Here is an 18,125-nt window from a genome sequence, read left to right as displayed (position 1 = left end):
GTGTTGTTGATTGGTTAAATATGATTTCTAATGTATGATTAGAGTAAGTATATCATTGAAAAAAATATTTGAAAGATACATATAGCCTATAATAGTTAATCATAGTGGAGGTAAATAGCATGAAGAAAATGTTTAAGAAAAAAACTGCAGATGAAAAAAAATCTAACCTAAATAAAGTAACGAAAAGTGAACAGCTTAAAGAAATTGTAAATGTGGATAGTAAAGCGGATGAAAAAGAATTTGAATCATTTTTCTCTGAAGTAATAAAAAAATTTCCTGAAAAAACATCCTCAATTATTCTTAATAGTTACGGGAAATCAAAAGAGCGTGCGGAAAAAGTTCTGGATAAAAGTAAAAGTCAATTTGATAGTGTTTTTGATGAATTTTTGGAAGGTGTGGACGAAGATACGCGGAAAAAATGTCATAAAACGGTTCATGCTGCATCCTTAACAGCGGCTATTGTAGGTTGCTCGCCTATTCCTTTTTCAGACGCCTTTCTACTTGTTCCGATTCAATTAACTATGATGGCTCGTTTACATAAAATATTTGGACAATCGTGGTCTGAAAGTATGGGTAAGAGTTTAGGGAAGGAAATTGTCGTTGTCGGTCTTGGGAAAAGTGCGGTTGGAAACATACTAAAGTTTATTCCTGCAGTTGGAACTGTTGCTGGTGCTGCTATTAATGCTACGGTTGCAAGCACAATTACAGAAACACTAGGTTGGATAACGGTAAAAATGTTAAATGATGGTGAAGATATCTTTGAACAAACGATGACATTTAAAGGACAATTTAAAACGCTGTTTAATGCGGTACAAAATTCTAATAAAAAATCGAAATAAATTTGTGAATAAAGTAAGGATGATCTTGGATTTAGAATCGAAACAGTAAAATAATAAAGGCATTTTTTAGAGACAATCTATAGCCCCTATAGCATCAGTAGTTGATGAGTATGATGAAGCAATCGAATTTTACATTCAGAAACTCAATGTTACGTTGACAGAAGATACGTATCAACTAAGATAAAAGATGGCTTTATGTATAATAGGAATAATGAGTTCGATTTTGACAATATACGTTAAAATCGAACTCATTTACTTTGAAGTCAACAAAACATAAATTAGGACTATACCAAGTTGATTTTTAGGTGTTATAATGAAATTTCCGAAAAATTTCATTGGAGGGGATATTCATGAAAAAGATTATTTTAATTGGCTCAAGTGGAGCTGGGAAGTCGACATTATCACTTAAACTAGGCGAAAAATTAGATATTGAAGTTTTTCATTTAGATAAACTACTTTGGAAGCCTAACTGGGAAATGACAGATAGAGAGTACCAAAATGAAATACAAAATAATCTAATCATGAAGCCTTCATGGATTATTGACGGAAATTACGGCGGAACACTGGATATTAGAATGAAAGCGGCAGATACTATAATATTTTTAGATAGAAATAGATTCGTTTGTATTTATCAGATTTTAAAAAGAGTAAAAAAATATAACGGGATAACCAGACCTGATATGCAAAATAATTGTCCAGAGAAGTTTGATTTAAGCTTTTTAAAGTGGGTTTGGAATTTTCCTAACAGACAAAGAATTGATATTCTAAGAATATTACAAACTGTACCAAAAACTAAGAAAGTAATAGTTTTAAAAAATAAAAAACAGATTCAACTTTTTTTAGATGAGCTATAAAAAGTTAGTTGATTTAGTATCTACTAATATTAATGATTATCGGAATGTCAACTGGTGGGAATGATATCGTCGCTTTTGGATTCATAAGTCTACTTGCATTTCCTATAGAAATTGTAGCAACTATTTTTTTATTACTGCCAATGATATAAAAAAAGCATGCCCAACGATGAGACAAGATTAATAGATGCTCGTGAAAAGTATGTAGCTGCCAAGAAAAGTAACTAAAAATTTAAGACAATTGAATGTAATAATCTGATACGACTATTCAAATTAGTCATGTTGATAAAGAAACAAAAACTGTTTTGAAGGAATTTCGATTGCTCAGAGTATTAGATTGCCAAAAAATATAAACCATAGAAAACAAGTGCGTGAGACAAAACGAAAGATCCGTTTTGTTTCGCGCTCTAAATTTGAATAAATGGCGAGAAAAAAGTTGTTACTACGTTGCACTTCGATCATATCAAATTCTAAGTGCTAAAGCACTAAAACAAGTAGAAAAATGAATTAAATGTCCAACACATTCAGTATAATAACACCACAAAAAAACACCTAAATCATCCTCACCCCAAAACCTTTCAAACTAACACTAAAAAAAAAGTTGATTTTGTAGTATAATTTTCAAGGATAGAGGAAAGGCGGGGAAGTCCATGAAAAATAAGCAGACATACGCAGTAGTTGATTTAGAAACAACTGGGACCGATCCATTGGTTGACCGGATTATTCAATTCGGCTGTGTATTGATCCAAGAAGGAAAAATCATTTCCCGTTTTGCGACTGATATCAATCCTAATCAGGCTATCTCCAAGCAGATCCAGCAGCTTACCGGTATTAGTAATTCTCGTGTACAAAAAGCACCTTATTTTGAGGATGTAGCACTTACGATTTATAATTTGCTAGCAGATACCGTTTTTGTTGCACATAATATCTATTTTGATTATTCCTTTTTAACCCAAGAATTGCTTCGCTGCGGCACGCCTAAATTGAAGATTCCCGGAATTGACACAGTTGAATTAGCTCAGATATTTTTACCGACAGAAAAAAGTTTTCGTTTAGGCGACTTATCTGAAAGTTTAGGTTTGATTCATGATAATCCTCATCAAGCAGATAGTGATGCGCAGGTAACGGCCGAACTTTTGTTATTGATCGAAGCGAAAATGCGCCGTTTGCCGTTGATTACGATGGAAGCAATCGATCGTTTAAGTCAGCAGACAGGAATGGATACGAGTTCTTATATCCATCATATATACGAAGAAATGAAGCAGGATATTCAGCCATTAGCAGTAGAACAGCATGTCGTATCTGGCATTGCTTTGAGAAGAAAAGAAGTTCCGCTTTATGAAGAAAAGTTATATGGAAAACCGAGTTTTCCGCAAAAGAAAAAAGCCAAAGAAAAAATTTTTGCAGATAAAATCAGCTATCGTTCAGAGCAAAGCCGGATGATGAATTTAGTTTATGATCATTTTACGAAGGATGAAAATAAAAATTTATTTATTGAAGCTGCGACAGGAACAGGAAAAACGCTAGGATATTTATTTCCACTAAGCTATTTAGCAACACCAGATAATCCAGTCATTATCAGTACTGTCTCGATCGTTTTGCAAAATCAATTAACAGAAAAAGATATTCCCTTAGCAAATCAGCTTTGCCCTAAACCAATTCAAGCTGTAATCATTAAGAGTCATCGTCATTATATCGATTTACAACGATTTAAAGCGACACTGAAAAATCCGATACAGCAAAAACAATATGCATTGTATCAAATGGGCGTTTTGGTTTGGCTTGTGGAAACAGAGACAGGGGATCTTGATGAACTTCAATTAACGAATTTTAACCACATCTTTTGGCGTGATGTTGCCCATAGAGGAATCGATTTTTTATCTGATCAAGATTCCTTGTATCAAGAAGATTTTGTGCGTTTTCTCTATAAAAAAGTCAAACAAAGCAATGTATTGATCGTCAATCATGCATTTTTGGCACAAGAAACACTTAGAGAAGTGCCACTTTTACCTAAAAGTTCGTATCTGATCATTGATGAAGCACATCATCTACCCGATATAGCTGGGAAGATTGCAAATCGTCAATTTAATTATGCTGCTTTTAAAAAGCAGGCAAATCTTTATCTAGAAGAAGATCAGCTATTTGATCAAGTGAATCAAATTTTTAAATCAGAAACACAAGAACAACGTTTGTTACGGATTTATTCTAAAGCACTGAATGATTTAGTAGAAGAATTTAGTGATTTGTTTTATGAAATAAGTCAACTCTTTAAAAACGATAAGCAACCGAATTTGGAAGCGACGTTATTGACTAAGCCAATTTTTGATCATTTATCATTGAATGGAGAGACTTCGATTCAAAAGATTGAAATCCTTTTAACTGAAATGCAGGAAATCCAAAATAGATTACGGCAGTCAATTGTTGATGAGTTGGAAAAGTATACAGCATCAGAGCGGATTATATTTGTTAGTCTATTGCAATTCTTTGAGCGGATTGAATTTCTATATGAATGTTTTGATATTTATGTTAATGAATGGCATCCTCGCTGGATCAAAGAATACAGTACCACGCCTCAAGGATACGGGTTACTTGCAATCAATGATTTAGAGGCGAGTATTTTGCCTGAGACGATTTGGTATGATCGCTATCAGCGGATTTTATACACGGGTGGAACGTTGAAGTTCGGGAACGATAAGAAGTATTTGCCTAATAAATTAGGCTTGTCGGATGCTTTGTTTAAAACGTTACCTGATCCTTATGACTATGAACAAAATGCTCGCTTGTACATTCCAACAGAAGCTATTGCGATCAGTCAGGCAAATGCTGCAGAATTTTCGGCTTACATTGCGTCTGTGATTCAAGAATTGTCACAAGAACAAGATCGTTCCATCTTGGTTTTATTCACATCACATGAGATATTATCCAGTGTTTATTACCGTTTACATCCGCAATATTTAAATGAAGGAAGAGAGCTTTTAGCTCAAGGAATCAGTGGGAGTCGAGAAAAAATTTTAAAACGTTTCGCTCATTCAAAAAATAGTATCTTATTAGGTGCTGATAGCTTTTGGGAAGGTGTCGATTTGCCTGGAGAAGCATTATCGCTGTTGATCGTGACACGTCTACCATTTGAAAATCCAAAGCGACCTTTTGTCAAAGCACGTTATGACTACCTTGAAGAAAAAGGAATCAACCCCTTTACTCACGAGGCTTTGCCTAAAGCTGCATTACGTTTGCGTCAAGCATTGGGGCGTTTAATTCGTTCTGATGGGGATAAAGGCGCTCTAGTTGTTTTGGACAGGCGTTTGGTGACAGCTAAGTATGGTAAGCGTATGTTAAAAGCTTTGCCGAAAGATTTAGTGGTGAAAGAAGAATCAATAGTAGAAATAACGTCAGAGCTAAAAGAATTTTTAAATAAATAAATTTGGCTACTATCTATTAAATCAAACTGATTTTCTGCTATAATGGTAGCCAGTAAGTTTGGAAAGGGCGAGAAAATTGCAAGAACAAGAAGATCAAAATGAAGCAAGAAAAACCAAGATCCTAGTAAGTGTAATTGCGGTTTTATTAGTGATCATTGTCATGATTACTATTTCCTATATTCGCTCAACTCATCCAAGAACACAAGCGAAAAAAGAAGCTACGGCAATCGCAAAAAAATATGCACACCTAGAAACAGTCGATAACTTTTATTGGTTTACCAGAAAAGATACATACTTTAGTGTGACTGGGAAAGATGATAAAGGCGAAAACTTAGCTGTGATCATTCCGAAATCAGGTGATAAAGTGACTGTTTTAAATCAAAAAGATGGGGTGGAAGAAGGGCACATCCGCCAGATCATGGAAACAGACTATAAAGAAAAACGTATTCAAAAAATCAGCTTAGGATTATACAAGGATAAACCCACTTGGGAAGTTGTTACCAAAAATGAGGATGGATCATTAAATTATTATCTATTGTCATTTGAAAAAGCAGAAGAAATCATGATTATTAAAAATGTCTGACGAGACGTTTTTGCAAGTTTCTTAGGAATAAAACAAACAATTACAATAATAGATAGTTATTTAATGAAGCAGGGATAAATGTTGAACGAAGGTAGACCACATCTTATCTACTTCTAAAATGGAAGAGCTTCATGATTAAAACATCTGATAAAAAATGAATGGAGCGATAATATGGAGATATCGAATCGAGCACAAAAATTAGAACCTTCTGTTACGTTAGCCGCGTCAGCTAAAGCCAATGCGCTAAAAGCTGCAGGTAAAGATGTTTTAAGTTTAACTGTAGGAGAACCAGATTTTACTACACCTAAAAATATTCAACAAGCTGCAATTCAAGCAATCGAAAGTGGTAAAGCGAGCTATTATACACCTTCTGCTGGCATAAAAGAAATACGTGAGGCTGTTGTAAACTATATCGAATCCTACTATCACCTGAGTTATGAGGCAAAAAATGTGATTGTAACGGATGGCGCTAAATTCGCGTTGTATCTATTGTTTCAAGCGATATTAAATCCAAATGATGAAGTGATCATTCCAGTACCTTACTGGGTAAGTTACGGGGAACAAGTTAAATTAGCCGAGGGCGTGCCCATCTTTATCTCGTGTGCTCAGGAAAAAGAGTTTAAAGTAACTGTGGAGCAATTAGAAAAAGCAAGAACAGATAAAACGAAATTATTGATTTTAAATTCACCTTCTAATCCAACGGGAATGATTTATTCTGAAACAGAATTACGTAAAATCGGTGAGTGGGCTGTGCTTCATGATATCTTAATCGTATCGGATGATATATATGGCAGACTGGTTTATAATGGAGCCACCTTTACACCAATTGCTACTTTGTCTAAAGCTATACAGAAACAAACAATCATTATCAATGGTGTTTCTAAAAGTTATGCGATGACAGGCTGGCGTATTGGGTATGCGGTTGGCGATGAAACAATTATTTCAGCGATGAATGATATTGCATCGCAATCAACAAGTAATCCTACGGCTGTCAGCCAATATGCAGCAATCGAAGCATTGAGTGGTGAACAAGAAACAGTTGAAATCATGAGACAAGCATTTGAAGCGCGTTTAAATGAGATTTATCCGTTATTTGCTGCATTACCTGGATTTAAATTGGAAAAACCGCATGGTGCGTTTTATCTGTTTCCAAATATCAAAGAAACGTTGACGATGTGTGGCTATACAGATGTCACCAACTGGGTAGATGATTTATTAGCGGAAGCGCAAGTAGCACTTGTTACAGGCGCTGGATTTGGAGCGCCGGAACATGTTCGAATCAGCTATGCAACAGATTTAGATACATTAAAAGAAGCTGTAAAACGTATCAAAGCATTTATTGAGAAGAAATCAATTAAATAAAACACTTAATTCGGGATAGGTAAAAGAATAAATGAATGGAGAGACGATCGTGGAACAAATTCAAATTATTGATTCAAAGAATCATGTAGGGGAAACAGTAAAAATAGGGGCTTGGATCGCTAACAAACGTTCAAGTGGAAAAATTGCGTTTCTACAGTTACGTGATGGAACAGCTTATTTTCAAGGAATTGTAGTAAAAAGTGAAGTCCCAGAAGAAGTCTTTCAATTAGCGAAAAGCTTAACTCAAGAAACTTCAGTTTGGATCACTGGTGAAATCAGAGAAGATAGCCGTTCAAAATTTGGTTATGAAATCGGTGTAACAGGAATCGAAGTCATTGGTGAAAGCCATGAGTATCCAATTACACCAAAAGAGCACGGAACAGACTTTTTGATGGATCATCGTCACTTATGGTTACGTTCGTCTCGTCAGCATGCAATCATGCAAATTCGTAACGAAATCATTCGCGCAACATATGAATTTTTCAATAACAACAACTTTGTTAAAATCGACCCACCAATCCTAACTGCAAGTACAGCAGAAGGGACAACTGATTTATTTGAAACAAATTATTTTGATCAAAAAGCTTATTTATCTCAAAGTGGTCAATTATACATGGAAGCTGCGGCTTTAGCATTTGGGAAAGTATTCTCATTTGGCCCAACCTTTAGAGCGGAAAAATCAAAAACACGTCGTCATTTGATTGAATTTTGGATGATCGAACCTGAAATGGCCTTTATGCACCAAGAAGAAAGTTTAGAAGTGCAAGAACAATACGTAGCGTTTCTTGTTCAAAGCGTATTAGACAATTGTGATCATGCGTTAGATGTGTTAGAACGTGATCGAGAAGTCTTGAAAAAATATACGCAATTACCATTCCCACGTATCTCTTATGATGAAGCTGTAGAGTTATTGAAGAAAAATGGCTTTGATGATATTGAATGGGGCGATGATTTTGGTTCACCACATGAAACATTTATTGCCAACTCATTTGACCGTCCAGTCTTTATTTTAAACTATCCAAAAGCAATCAAAGCTTTCTACATGAAACCACATCCTACTCGTGATGATGTTGTAATTTGTGCAGATATGATTGCGCCAGAAGGTTACGGTGAAATTATCGGGGGTTCTGAAAGAGCCATCGATCATGATTACTTATTAGAACAAATTCGTAACCACAATCTAGATGAAAAAGAATATTCTTGGTATTTAGATTTACGTCGTTATGGTTCTGTTCCACATTCAGGCTTTGGGCTAGGTTTAGAGCGTACTGTTACATGGTTAGCTGGAATTGAGCATGTTCGTGAAGCAAGTCCGTTCCCACGTTTATTAAACCGTATTTACCCATAGAAATTGTTAATCAGTTAGTCGTTGAACGAAGCTTAGACTTTGTTTCAGCGACTAATTTTTATAGAAAATGAAACGTTCAAATAAAATTACAATAAGAAAAAAGAAAAAGTAAGGTAATTTGTTTAGAATTCCACTATTTTGTGGTAAAATTGACAGAAAGTAGAATAAAGGAATGACTCGAATGGAAAACCCAACTCAAATTAAAAGAAAACATTTTCGTTTTCCAGCTTATGACGATGACTTAGGCGTGAAATTAGTTTCTGAAAATAAACGAACATTGTTTCAAGAAGATCCAATGCTCTCTAAAACAACATCACAACCACAACAAAGTGCACCAGTAATCGATCCGATAAGTGTTCAGCCAGTGTTGCACAAACAACCAACACAAACCAACAACCAACATGTTTCACATAGTCAAGAACAAGTAGCAGAATTAGCCCGTCATAAATCTAATTTACCGAATTATATGATGACGCATAATAAACCAACTTCTCCAAAGCAAAAAAACAATCTGTTTGGCAATATGCCTAAAAGAAGTTCTTATGGTTTTGGTTCACAGCCATCTTCTAGTAAAAATAAAGCGGCGTTTTCAAAAGATTTTACATATGATACCCGTTCCTATTTTGTTCCGAAATATATTCCAGCTTCTGTCATTCCAGAAGAAAAAGCTCCTGCTTTGACAGAAGAAGAATTAGCTGAAGCGATGAAAAAGGATCAAAATTCGTATTTACTTTTTGACGATGAACCGGCAGCATTTCAAGTGAAAGGGAATGAAGACCCAACGGTTCAAAAGTTCAATATCCCTAAAGGATCACCTGAAATTCCTGTGACAAGACGTCAATATCAACAAATCAAACCTGATATGGAGCGTTTTGGTAAAGAAGAAGATATTAGCCATACATTACCGCGTTCTAGAAAAGAGCTTAAGACGGCAAAACAGAATGCGAAAAGTCAGACAGCTTATGGTCAAAAAGTAGCAGAAGCTGAGCAAGAAAAAAAACGTGGGATCTTAGATAAATCTCTAAGTGGAATTATTGAAGATTCAAGCATGGAGCTAGAAAATAGCAAGTATTTTAAGTAAAAAATTTCTGAGACAAAGCCAAATTGGTTTTGTCTCAGCTTTTTACTGTGATGTAAGTATCAGGCACAGGGACCAAAAGGTAATTTAATCTTCCAGCCAGTAAAGAGGTAGAATTAGTATGGCACACAATGATAGTTGATGAATGAGTATATAATCAGTGATGAAGAAAATAAATAACGGTTAAAGTCTGTTATACAAGTTAAAACTAGTGGATTCGCTGTTTTTTTAGTTGATTATTTCATATTTTTATACGATAATGGGTTTCGTACTGTTGAAAAGTGTTTAAAAAAGCTACGTTTTATATAGATTTTAAGAGAAGAGGATTAGAATGAGCAATTTAGAGAATAAGTTACATCATTTTGTTGGGATAAAAGGTTCTGGGATGAGTTCATTAGCGTTAGTTTTATTTGAAAAAGGGTATCAGGTGCAAGGTTCAGATGTGGAAGAATACTTCTTTACACAACGTGATTTAGAAAAATCTGGTATTACAATTTTACCTTTCAATGCTGACAATATTACGAAAGATATGATTATTATTGCAGGAAATGCATTTCCAGATACACATGAAGAATTAGTTCGTGCCAAAGAATTGGGTGCGGAAATCATTCGATATCATGATTTCATTAGCCGTTTTATCCAACCGTATACAAGCATCGCAGTAACTGGCTCTCATGGGAAAACAAGTACAACAGGATTACTTTCTCATATCTTAACAGGAATTGCGCCAACCAGTTACCTGATTGGTGATGGTACAGGACATGGCGACCCTAATGCTGAGTTTTTTGCTTTTGAGGCTTGTGAATATCGCCGTCATTTTCTTGCTTATTCTCCAGATTATGCAATCATGACGAATATCGATTTTGATCATCCTGATTACTTTAAGAGTATAGAAGACGTATTCTCTGCGTTCCAGAAAATGGCAAAACAAGTTAAAAAAGGAATTTTTGCATATGGGGATGATAAATATTTGCGTATGCTAGAAACGGATGTACCGATTTACTATTATGGTTTAGCAGAGGATGATGATATTCAGGCTAAGAATATCAAAAGAACAACGCAAGGTTCTTCTTTTGATGTTTACCACCATGATGCATTTGTTGGTCATTTTGTTTTACCTGCATTTGGTCAACATAATATCATGAATGCCTTAGGTGTGATTGCAGTAGCCTATTTTGAAAAATTAGATATGAACAAAGTGGCAGAAGAAATGTTGACGTTTGAAGGTGTGAAACGTCGTTTTACTGAGAAAAAAGTTTCTGATATGATCATTGTTGATGATTATGCTCACCATCCAACAGAAATCATTGCAACAATCGATGGTGCACGTCAAAAATATCCAGACAAAGAGATCATTGCTGTCTTTCAACCACATACATTCACTCGTACAATTGCGTTGATGGATGAGTTTGCAGAGGCATTGGATTTGGCGGATGCTGTTTATCTTTGTGATATCTTTGGTTCGGCAAGGGAACAACAAGGCAATGTTAAAATCGAGGATTTAGGCAATAAAATCCAAAAAGGCGGCCAAGTTATCAAAGAAGAGAATGTTTCACCCCTTTTAGATCATGAAAATGCTGTAATGGTCTTTATGGGTGCTGGTGATGTTCAAAAATTTGAGCAAGCATATGAAACTTTATTAAGTAATACAACAAGAAGTGTTTTATAAAATAAAAAATAACATTGAAGAAGCCTCAACAATGCATTTTTATGATTTGTTGAAGCTTCTTCTTTTTAACTTGCCTTTTGTCGTCATTTTGGTACAATTATCTTATCATTAGTGGAGGTGTACTAATTTGAATATCGGAAAACCGAGAAAATTAGGCAAAACCATCGAAGATATTGAGGAAGGCGATTCGCTGTCTTTAACCGAATCAATCGAAGATAAAGATTTACTTCTTTATTTGGGCTTAACAAACGATGCCAATCCCTTATATATCCAACATGATTATGCCCAAAAAACAGAATATGGTAAGCCAATCGTTCCATCGATCATGCTCATGGGAATCATCACGAGTGCAATTTCAAAGCATTTACCAGGACCAGGATCCCATGTTGTCAATTTTTCTGTGAACTTTGTGGAGCCAGTTTTTCATTATGAGACATTGACGTTTCAGTTTGAAGTGATCAAGGTAGATAAGATGAAAGATGTTGTGACGATTTCGATTGAAGCTGTCAATGAAGAAGAAGATCGAGTGCTTGACGCGGTCGTAATGGTACAACCACCCCAAGTAACATTAGCAGATTTAGTGGAGAAAGAAGGAGATATAGATGAATAATGGAGCAGTAGCCAATGTTGGCTTAAATAAGTTTTATTCAAAAATTTACGCATTTTTAGCAATGGGAATTGGTGTTAGTGCACTAGTATCATACCTGATCTTAACCGTTTACCCAGTTGTTTTAGTTACGTTGTTAAACTCATCAGCCTTGTTTTTTGGATTATGGATTTTACAAATTGGTTTAGTTTTATTCCTAGGACTAAAAGCACAAAAGAATCCTAGTTTAGCAGTTAGCGGATTTTTAATTTATTCCATCTTAAATGGTGTAACAATATCTGCGACATTACTAATGTATGCTCAAGCAACTGTTGTGAGTGCTTTTGTGAGTGCTGCTGCAACGTTTGGTGCAATGTCTTTAGTTGGAATGTTTACGAAGAAAGACTTATCAGCAATGGGACATGCAGCGTATAGCGCATTGATCGGAATTATTATTGCAATGGTCATCAATTTCTTTTTCCTACGCAGTAGCGCAGTTTCATTTTTCATTTCTATTTTGATGGTATTGATCTTTGCTGGAATTACAGCGTATGATAATCAAAAAATTCGTCAAGTTTACAATGAAACAGGCGGACAAGCAGGAACAGGGATTGCGGTATTCTTTGCGTTACAATTATACCTTGATTTCATTAACTTGTTCTTAGCGTTCTTACGCATATTTGGTAAAAATAATTAATCAGTTGATTAACATTAGAGCATCCAGAGAAATCTGGGTGCTTTTTTGTTGTGAAAATACATTGTTTATACATTAATATGCATATTTTTTGCTTATTTAAGTATAAAAATCCTTTTTGTGGTAATTTTGTGATATAAAATCCATTGACTATCCTTCTACTTTGATTTATACTTTTATAAAATTAAAGAAATAAAACGCTTTGCTTCACGTAAGTTAATCATGTACAGGATGGTGTTATTGATGGGAAAGTATGAAAACGTACCGAAGGGATTTAAGTTCTATGGAACACATGTTGGGATAAAGAAAAAAAGAAAAGATTTTGGATTGATTGTAGCGGATGAAGTTTGTCATGCTGCGGCAGTTTTTACAAAAAACACATTTTGTGGTGAATGCATACCTATCGGGAAGGATCATGTAAAAAACGCTGAATTGCAAGCAGTTGTAGTGACAAGTGGTATCGCCAATGTTGCAACTGGACAAACGGGAAGAGAAAATGAATACAAGATTTTAGCGCGATTATCTGACAAATTGACGATTTCAAAGGAAAATATTCTGCCTTCTTCAACAGGCGTGATAGGGCCGCAATTGCCAATCGATATTATTGAAGAATATTTAGAAAAAGAAACAATTCATTTAAAAGAGAATTATGAAGATTTTGCCCATGCAATTTTAACAACCGATCAGCGAATCAAGGTTCGTAGTCTAAAAGTCGGGGATGCAACGATTTTAGGAATCGTCAAAGGTTCAGGGATGATCGAACCGAATATGGCGACGATGTTAGCGTATATTTTGACTGATGCAAAAGTGGAGAAACAAGAAATTTATTCTATGTTGAAAATAGCAGTCGATCACTCTTTCAATACAATTAGTATTGATACGGATACAAGCACTAGTGACACAGTCGCATTTTTAGCCAGTAGTCATCATGAAGTTGAGAAAACCGAATTGCAAAAAGCCTTGAATGAAATTTGTAAAGAATTAGCGTTAGATGTTGTAAGAGATGCAGAAGGTGCTACAAAAACGATGTTTGTTACCGTTAAAAATGCTGAAAGTAAAGAACAAGCTAAAAATGCTGGCAAATCAATCATCAACTCACCTTTAGTAAAAACGGCTTTATTTGGACATGATCCTAATTGGGGACGAATCGCAATGGCTCTTGGGAAAACAGAAGGGTTGATTTTTGACCAGAATAAAGTAGAAATTTATTATGGACAGTATCCGATTTTTTCAAATAATAATGAAGAAAAGCAACACATTAACAAAATTGCAACATACATCGAACAAAATGAAGATATTCATTTAACGGTTGATCTACATCAAGGAACAGAAAATTTTGAAGTGATTGGTTGCGATTTAAGTTATGAGTATGTCAAAATAAATAGTGATTATTCGACTTGAGTCTTTTTCTTTGCAGTTAGTCTCTTGAAAAAATGATTGGACGAACCCACCTTATTTCTAAATGTAAAAGTTTTGCTTTCTCCTCTTTTATTTTACGAATGTATGTTCTATAATAAGAACATGATAGGTGGGATCGAACATGCAGAATACGCCAAGAATCGCAGTCCGAAGATTAGTGGAGTTTATTTTACGCAGAGGGAGTATTGACGCTAGACACAGTAGTGAACATACAGCTTTGGAAGGCGCTAAGATCCATCGGAAGCTTCAAAAAACAGCCGGTGAAAATTACCAAAAAGAAATAAAACTTGCTATAAACATAGAATTAAACAAGCAAACTTACATAATTGAAGGTCGTGCAGACGGCATTTTTATTGATGAAAAAAAACGAACTGTAATCGATGAAATTAAAACTTCAGAACCCGCGTTTTCAGAATTATTAGAAGAACAAATAGACATGTTTTGGTATCAAGTGATGTGCTATGGGCATATTTATTGCCAGCAGGAAGAGTTGGATGAAATCACATTACAATTGACCTACTATCAAACAACAACCGAAGAAATCACCCGGCAAGAAAAAGAATTTACTAAAGAAGAGCTAAAAGAATTCTTTGACGAGCTGACACAAAAATATGAACAATGGCTGATTTTTAAAGCTAATTGGCGTAAAATTCGGAATCAATCGTTGCAAAAATTACCTTTTCCATATGGCGATTATCGAGCAGGTCAAAGAGAGTTGGCTGTTGCAGTATATAAAACGATTTTAAGCGATCAAAAACTTTTTGTTGAAGCGCCAACTGGAACGGGAAAAACGATTTCGACTTTATTTCCAACGCTAAAAGCAATTGGGGAAGAACAAGCCGAAAGAGCTTTTTATTTAACGGCTAAAACAATTACGCGACAAGTAGCCGAAGATGCTGTGGAAGCAATGAAACAAAAGGACATGCAGCTAAAGAGTGTCACCTTAACAGCAAAAGATAAAATATGTTTCTTAACAGAACGGAATTGCACACCAGAAGCATGTCCTTTTGCTAATGGCTATTATGATCGGTTGAATGAAGGCTTATGGGATTTGTTAAACAATGAAAATCAATTTACACGTGAGATCATTGAACACTACGCTCGTAAACATACCTTATGTCCGTTTGAACTATCTCTAGATGTTAGTTTATGGTGTGATTTAGTGATTTGCGATTATAACTATTTATTTGACCCTGTTGTTTATTTAAGACGTTTTTTTGAGGAACAATCAGAAGTGAAAGAAAATATTTTTTTAGTAGATGAAGTCCACAATTTAGTGAATCGTTCACGGGAAATGTATTCGGCGGTTTTGTCTAAAAGTAAGATTTTGGCGCTGAAACAAGTACTGGATAAAAAACAAACCAAGCTGATTAGAGCACTTAACAAAATCGAAAAAGAATTTGAAAGAATCAAACAAGTCTGTGATGAAGAAGGAAAAGAATTTTTACATCAAAATGCGCCGATCGACTCTCTTGTGAAAGTAGCTTATTCACTAGCCGAGAAGATCAAAGAATGGCTTCCAGAAAATCAAGATCATCCTGAGTTGAATCATGTCTTGTCTGTGTATTTTGAGGTATTGAATTATACTAAGATCAGTGAAGGGTATGATGATCATTATTGTACATACGTAAATTGTCAAAATTACGACATCATCGTCAAGCAATTTTGTATCGACCCAAACTATCTTTTGCAGCAAAAGTTAAACAAAGGGAAAGCCAGTGTCTTATTTTCAGCAAGTTTAACGCCGTTGGATTATTATCAAGAAATTTTAGGTGGCGGAGAGGAAAGTTTACGTTATCGAATTCCAAGTCCTTTTCCAAAAGAAAACCAATTATTAGTGATTGAAAAGTATATCCAGACGACTTATAAAGAACGTGTGAATAGCTATGAAAAAATCATTGAAAGTCTGACCAACATGATTCAAGCAAAAAAAGGGAATTATTTTGTTTTCTTTCCGTCCTATTCTTACATGGATATAATTTATGAAATGTTCCGAGAAAAAAATCCTCATGTCAAATCCAAGATTCAAGCTAGCATGATGAATGAAGCGGAACGCGAAGCTTTTTTAGCTGATTTTGTGGTAGAACCGACAGAAACATTGGTTGGCTTTTGTGTCTTAGGAGGGATTTTTTCAGAAGGCATCGATTTAAAAGGTAGTCGTTTGATTGGTACGGCAATTGTTGGCGTGGGATTACCGCAAATCAATCATGAGCAAGAGCTGATCAAAGGCTATTATGATCTGGAAAAAAATCAAGGATTTCAATTTGCTTATCAAATTCCTGGCATGAATAAAGTTTTACAGGCGGCTGGTAGAGTGATTAGGGATACAGAGGATAAGGGCATCGTTTTACTTTTGGATCAGCGTTTCTCAACAGCCGCTGTTCAACGTTTTTTTCCACCTCATTGGAATCAGGTTCAAACTTCTTATTCGCATGAACAAACTAAGCAGCTCATACAGGAATTTTGGCAGTTGGATTAAGCAGTTGATGATAGGAAAAAATAGCTCTTACTGGTATACTAAAACAAGAATTGATATGTAAAAGTGACTCTTTATTTTTAGTGAGTATCATGACTATAAAAAAGCCGACGATCTGAATATCGGCTCTTTTTTGAGCAAAAATTCGTCAGTTTAATTGAATAAAATTATCATAGGGAGATTAAAAATGAAAACAATCCTAGTGTTACATACAGGCGGCACGATATCGATGTCAAAAGAGGCAGATGGAAATGTCACAACAAACAATATGAATCCACTGCTAGACCAAGAAGAATTATTAGCAGGGAAAGTAAATTTAATCGTAGAGCCGATTTTTAATATCCCTTCTCCTCACATGACTTTAGAACGAATGTTGGAATTAAAGGAGCGTATCCAAAAAGCGTATACTGAAGAGATCGATGGCGTCGTAATCACTCATGGAACAGATACATTAGAAGAAACAGCGTATTTTTTAGATATAACATTAGAAAATAAAATTCCTGTTGTATTGACAGGTGCCATGCGTTCAAGTAACGAAATCGGGACAGATGGGTTATATAATTTTATTAGTGCAGTTTGGACGGCTTGTTCAGATGAATCGTTTGGCAAAGGCGTACTGGTTGTGATGAATGATGAAATTCATACAGCTCGTTATGTGACAAAAACCCATACCACAAACGTTGCAACGTTTCGCACACCGACTTTTGGACCGATTGGTATGATTGCTAAGGAACGAACTTTTTTTGCCAGTGAAGTACGCCCACAAGAAATTTGTGATATTGAAGAAGTCACAGGAGAGGTTTATGTAATCAAAGCCTATGCTGGGATGGATGGTAGTTTATTTGATTTAGTGGATAATGACAAAACAGATGGTATTGTGATAGAAGCTTTGGGTGCAGGGAATCTTCCACCTGAGACATTACCTTCACTAGAGCGGCTCTTAGCTAGAAATATCCCAATCGTTTTAGTTTCTCGCTGTTCGAATGGAATTGCTGAAGATATTTATGACTATGAAGGTGGTGGCGTTAATCTAAAGAAAATGGGCATTGTTTTTTCTAGAGGGTTAAATGGACCAAAAGCTCGTATTCGCTTGATTGTTGGTTTAAATAGTGGAAAAGACTCGCAATCCTTATTTGATTTCTTAAGTGAATAGCGAAAAAAGCATAACAAGCTGAGAAACAAAAATGTTTCAGTTTGTTATGCTTTTTATTAACGGAAATTCGTAAATTGTAATTCTACAGGTAAATCTAAATTTCTAAGCAATGTAATTACTTTTTGTAAATCATCACGGCTTTTGCCGGTCACTCTGATTTGGTCTTCTTGAATTTGTGATTTGACTTTAATACCGGAATTTTTGATTGCGACATTGATTTTTTTAGCATTATCACGATCTATTCCACTAATCAAATCACCATATTGACGGGCAGCGCCACCAAGTGCTTTTTCGCTTGTTGAGAAGTGGATATTTTTAATAGGGACCTCACGTTTCACTAACTTACTGAACAAGACATCTTTTACTTGCTCGATTTTATAGTCATCTTCTGCAACTACCACTAACTTATTATTTTCTAACTTTATATCTGCGATCGATCCTTTGAAGTCAAAACGATTTTTGATTTCTTTCAGTGCGATTTGGATCGAATTTTTGACTTCTTCCATATTTATCTCAGATGTTACATCAAAACTAGCTTCTTTTGCTGCCATTGGATAATCTCCTCTCATTATTTCTTACTTTTATAGTACCATTAAATAAGGAAGAAACAAGTAAAAAATGCAAAGATCAGTTGGAGAGTTGAGGAAG

14 protein-coding genes are annotated in these 18,125 nt (G+C 35.2%); 13 read left to right on the top strand and 1 reads right to left on the bottom strand.

The genetic code is table 11. The annotated features are described in order from the left end of the window. The first annotated feature begins 119 nt into the window (after positions 1-119). The 13 genes from I583_RS08415 (at position 120) to I583_RS08355 (ending at position 17,477) form a co-directional block, all read left to right on the top strand. Entirely contained in the window at positions 120-839 is a 720-nt protein-coding gene (locus I583_RS08415) for a YcjF family protein (protein WP_010760917.1), read from the top strand. Between the two features lie 350 nt (positions 840-1,189). Beyond that, complete coding sequence (locus I583_RS08410; protein WP_010760918.1) at positions 1,190-1,693, top strand: DNA topology modulation protein; 504 nt, start codon at positions 1,190-1,192, stop codon at positions 1,691-1,693. A 647-nt stretch (positions 1,694-2,340) separates the two neighbouring features. Next, positions 2,341-5,109, top strand: a complete 2,769-nt coding sequence (locus I583_RS08405; protein ID WP_010760919.1) for a helicase C-terminal domain-containing protein — start codon at positions 2,341-2,343, stop codon at positions 5,107-5,109. Between the two features lie 76 nt (positions 5,110-5,185). Further along, entirely contained in the window at positions 5,186-5,692 is a 507-nt protein-coding gene (locus I583_RS08400) for a cell wall elongation regulator TseB-like domain-containing protein (RefSeq protein ID WP_010760920.1), read from the top strand. A gap of 171 nt (positions 5,693-5,863) precedes the next feature. Next, on the top strand, positions 5,864-7,054 hold the full coding sequence (locus tag I583_RS08395) for a pyridoxal phosphate-dependent aminotransferase (RefSeq protein ID WP_010760921.1): 1,191 nt from the start codon (positions 5,864-5,866) through the stop codon (positions 7,052-7,054). 49 nt (positions 7,055-7,103) lie between these two features. Next, positions 7,104-8,402: an asparagine--tRNA ligase gene (gene asnS / locus I583_RS08390; protein ID WP_034682849.1), complete on the top strand. Its 1,299-nt coding sequence runs from the start codon at positions 7,104-7,106 to the stop codon at positions 8,400-8,402. A 181-nt stretch (positions 8,403-8,583) separates the two neighbouring features. Next, the gene (locus I583_RS08385; protein WP_010760923.1) at positions 8,584-9,483 is read left to right on the top strand and encodes a hypothetical protein; all 900 of its coding nucleotides are present in this window, start codon (positions 8,584-8,586) and stop codon (positions 9,481-9,483) included. A 328-nt stretch (positions 9,484-9,811) separates the two neighbouring features. Then, entirely contained in the window at positions 9,812-11,149 is a 1,338-nt protein-coding gene (gene murC / locus I583_RS08380; protein WP_010760924.1) for a UDP-N-acetylmuramate--L-alanine ligase, read from the top strand. A gap of 127 nt (positions 11,150-11,276) precedes the next feature. Then, positions 11,277-11,759 carry a MaoC family dehydratase gene (locus I583_RS08375; protein ID WP_010760925.1) on the top strand — a complete coding sequence of 161 codons (483 nt, stop codon included), beginning with the start codon at positions 11,277-11,279 and terminating at the stop codon, positions 11,757-11,759. Continuing rightward, the gene (locus tag I583_RS08370; RefSeq protein WP_010760926.1) at positions 11,752-12,432 is read left to right on the top strand and encodes a Bax inhibitor-1/YccA family protein; all 681 of its coding nucleotides are present in this window, start codon (positions 11,752-11,754) and stop codon (positions 12,430-12,432) included. The genes I583_RS08375 and I583_RS08370 overlap by 8 nt, the downstream gene beginning before the upstream one ends. A gap of 240 nt (positions 12,433-12,672) precedes the next feature. After that, complete coding sequence (gene argJ, locus I583_RS08365) at positions 12,673-13,830, top strand: bifunctional glutamate N-acetyltransferase/amino-acid acetyltransferase ArgJ (protein ID WP_010760927.1); 1,158 nt, start codon at positions 12,673-12,675, stop codon at positions 13,828-13,830. Between the two features lie 139 nt (positions 13,831-13,969). Further along, on the top strand, positions 13,970-16,327 hold the full coding sequence (locus I583_RS08360; protein WP_010760928.1) for an ATP-dependent DNA helicase: 2,358 nt from the start codon (positions 13,970-13,972) through the stop codon (positions 16,325-16,327). Between the two features lie 184 nt (positions 16,328-16,511). Next, positions 16,512-17,477 (top strand): asparaginase, encoded by a 966-nt coding sequence (locus tag I583_RS08355; protein ID WP_010760929.1) that lies wholly within the window; start codon positions 16,512-16,514, stop codon positions 17,475-17,477. A gap of 56 nt (positions 17,478-17,533) precedes the next feature. On the opposite strand, the gene I583_RS08350 is transcribed toward I583_RS08355, so the two are convergent. Further along, positions 17,534-18,028: a YajQ family cyclic di-GMP-binding protein gene (locus I583_RS08350; RefSeq protein ID WP_010760930.1), complete on the bottom strand. Its 495-nt coding sequence runs from the start codon at positions 18,026-18,028 to the stop codon at positions 17,534-17,536. Positions 18,029-18,125: the final 97 nt, after the last annotated feature.

This window comes from Enterococcus haemoperoxidus ATCC BAA-382, from assembly GCF_000407165.1.
GTDB classification, from domain to species: domain Bacteria; phylum Bacillota; class Bacilli; order Lactobacillales; family Enterococcaceae; genus Enterococcus_L; species Enterococcus_L haemoperoxidus.
This window is presented reverse-complemented; position numbering and strand designations above follow the sequence as displayed.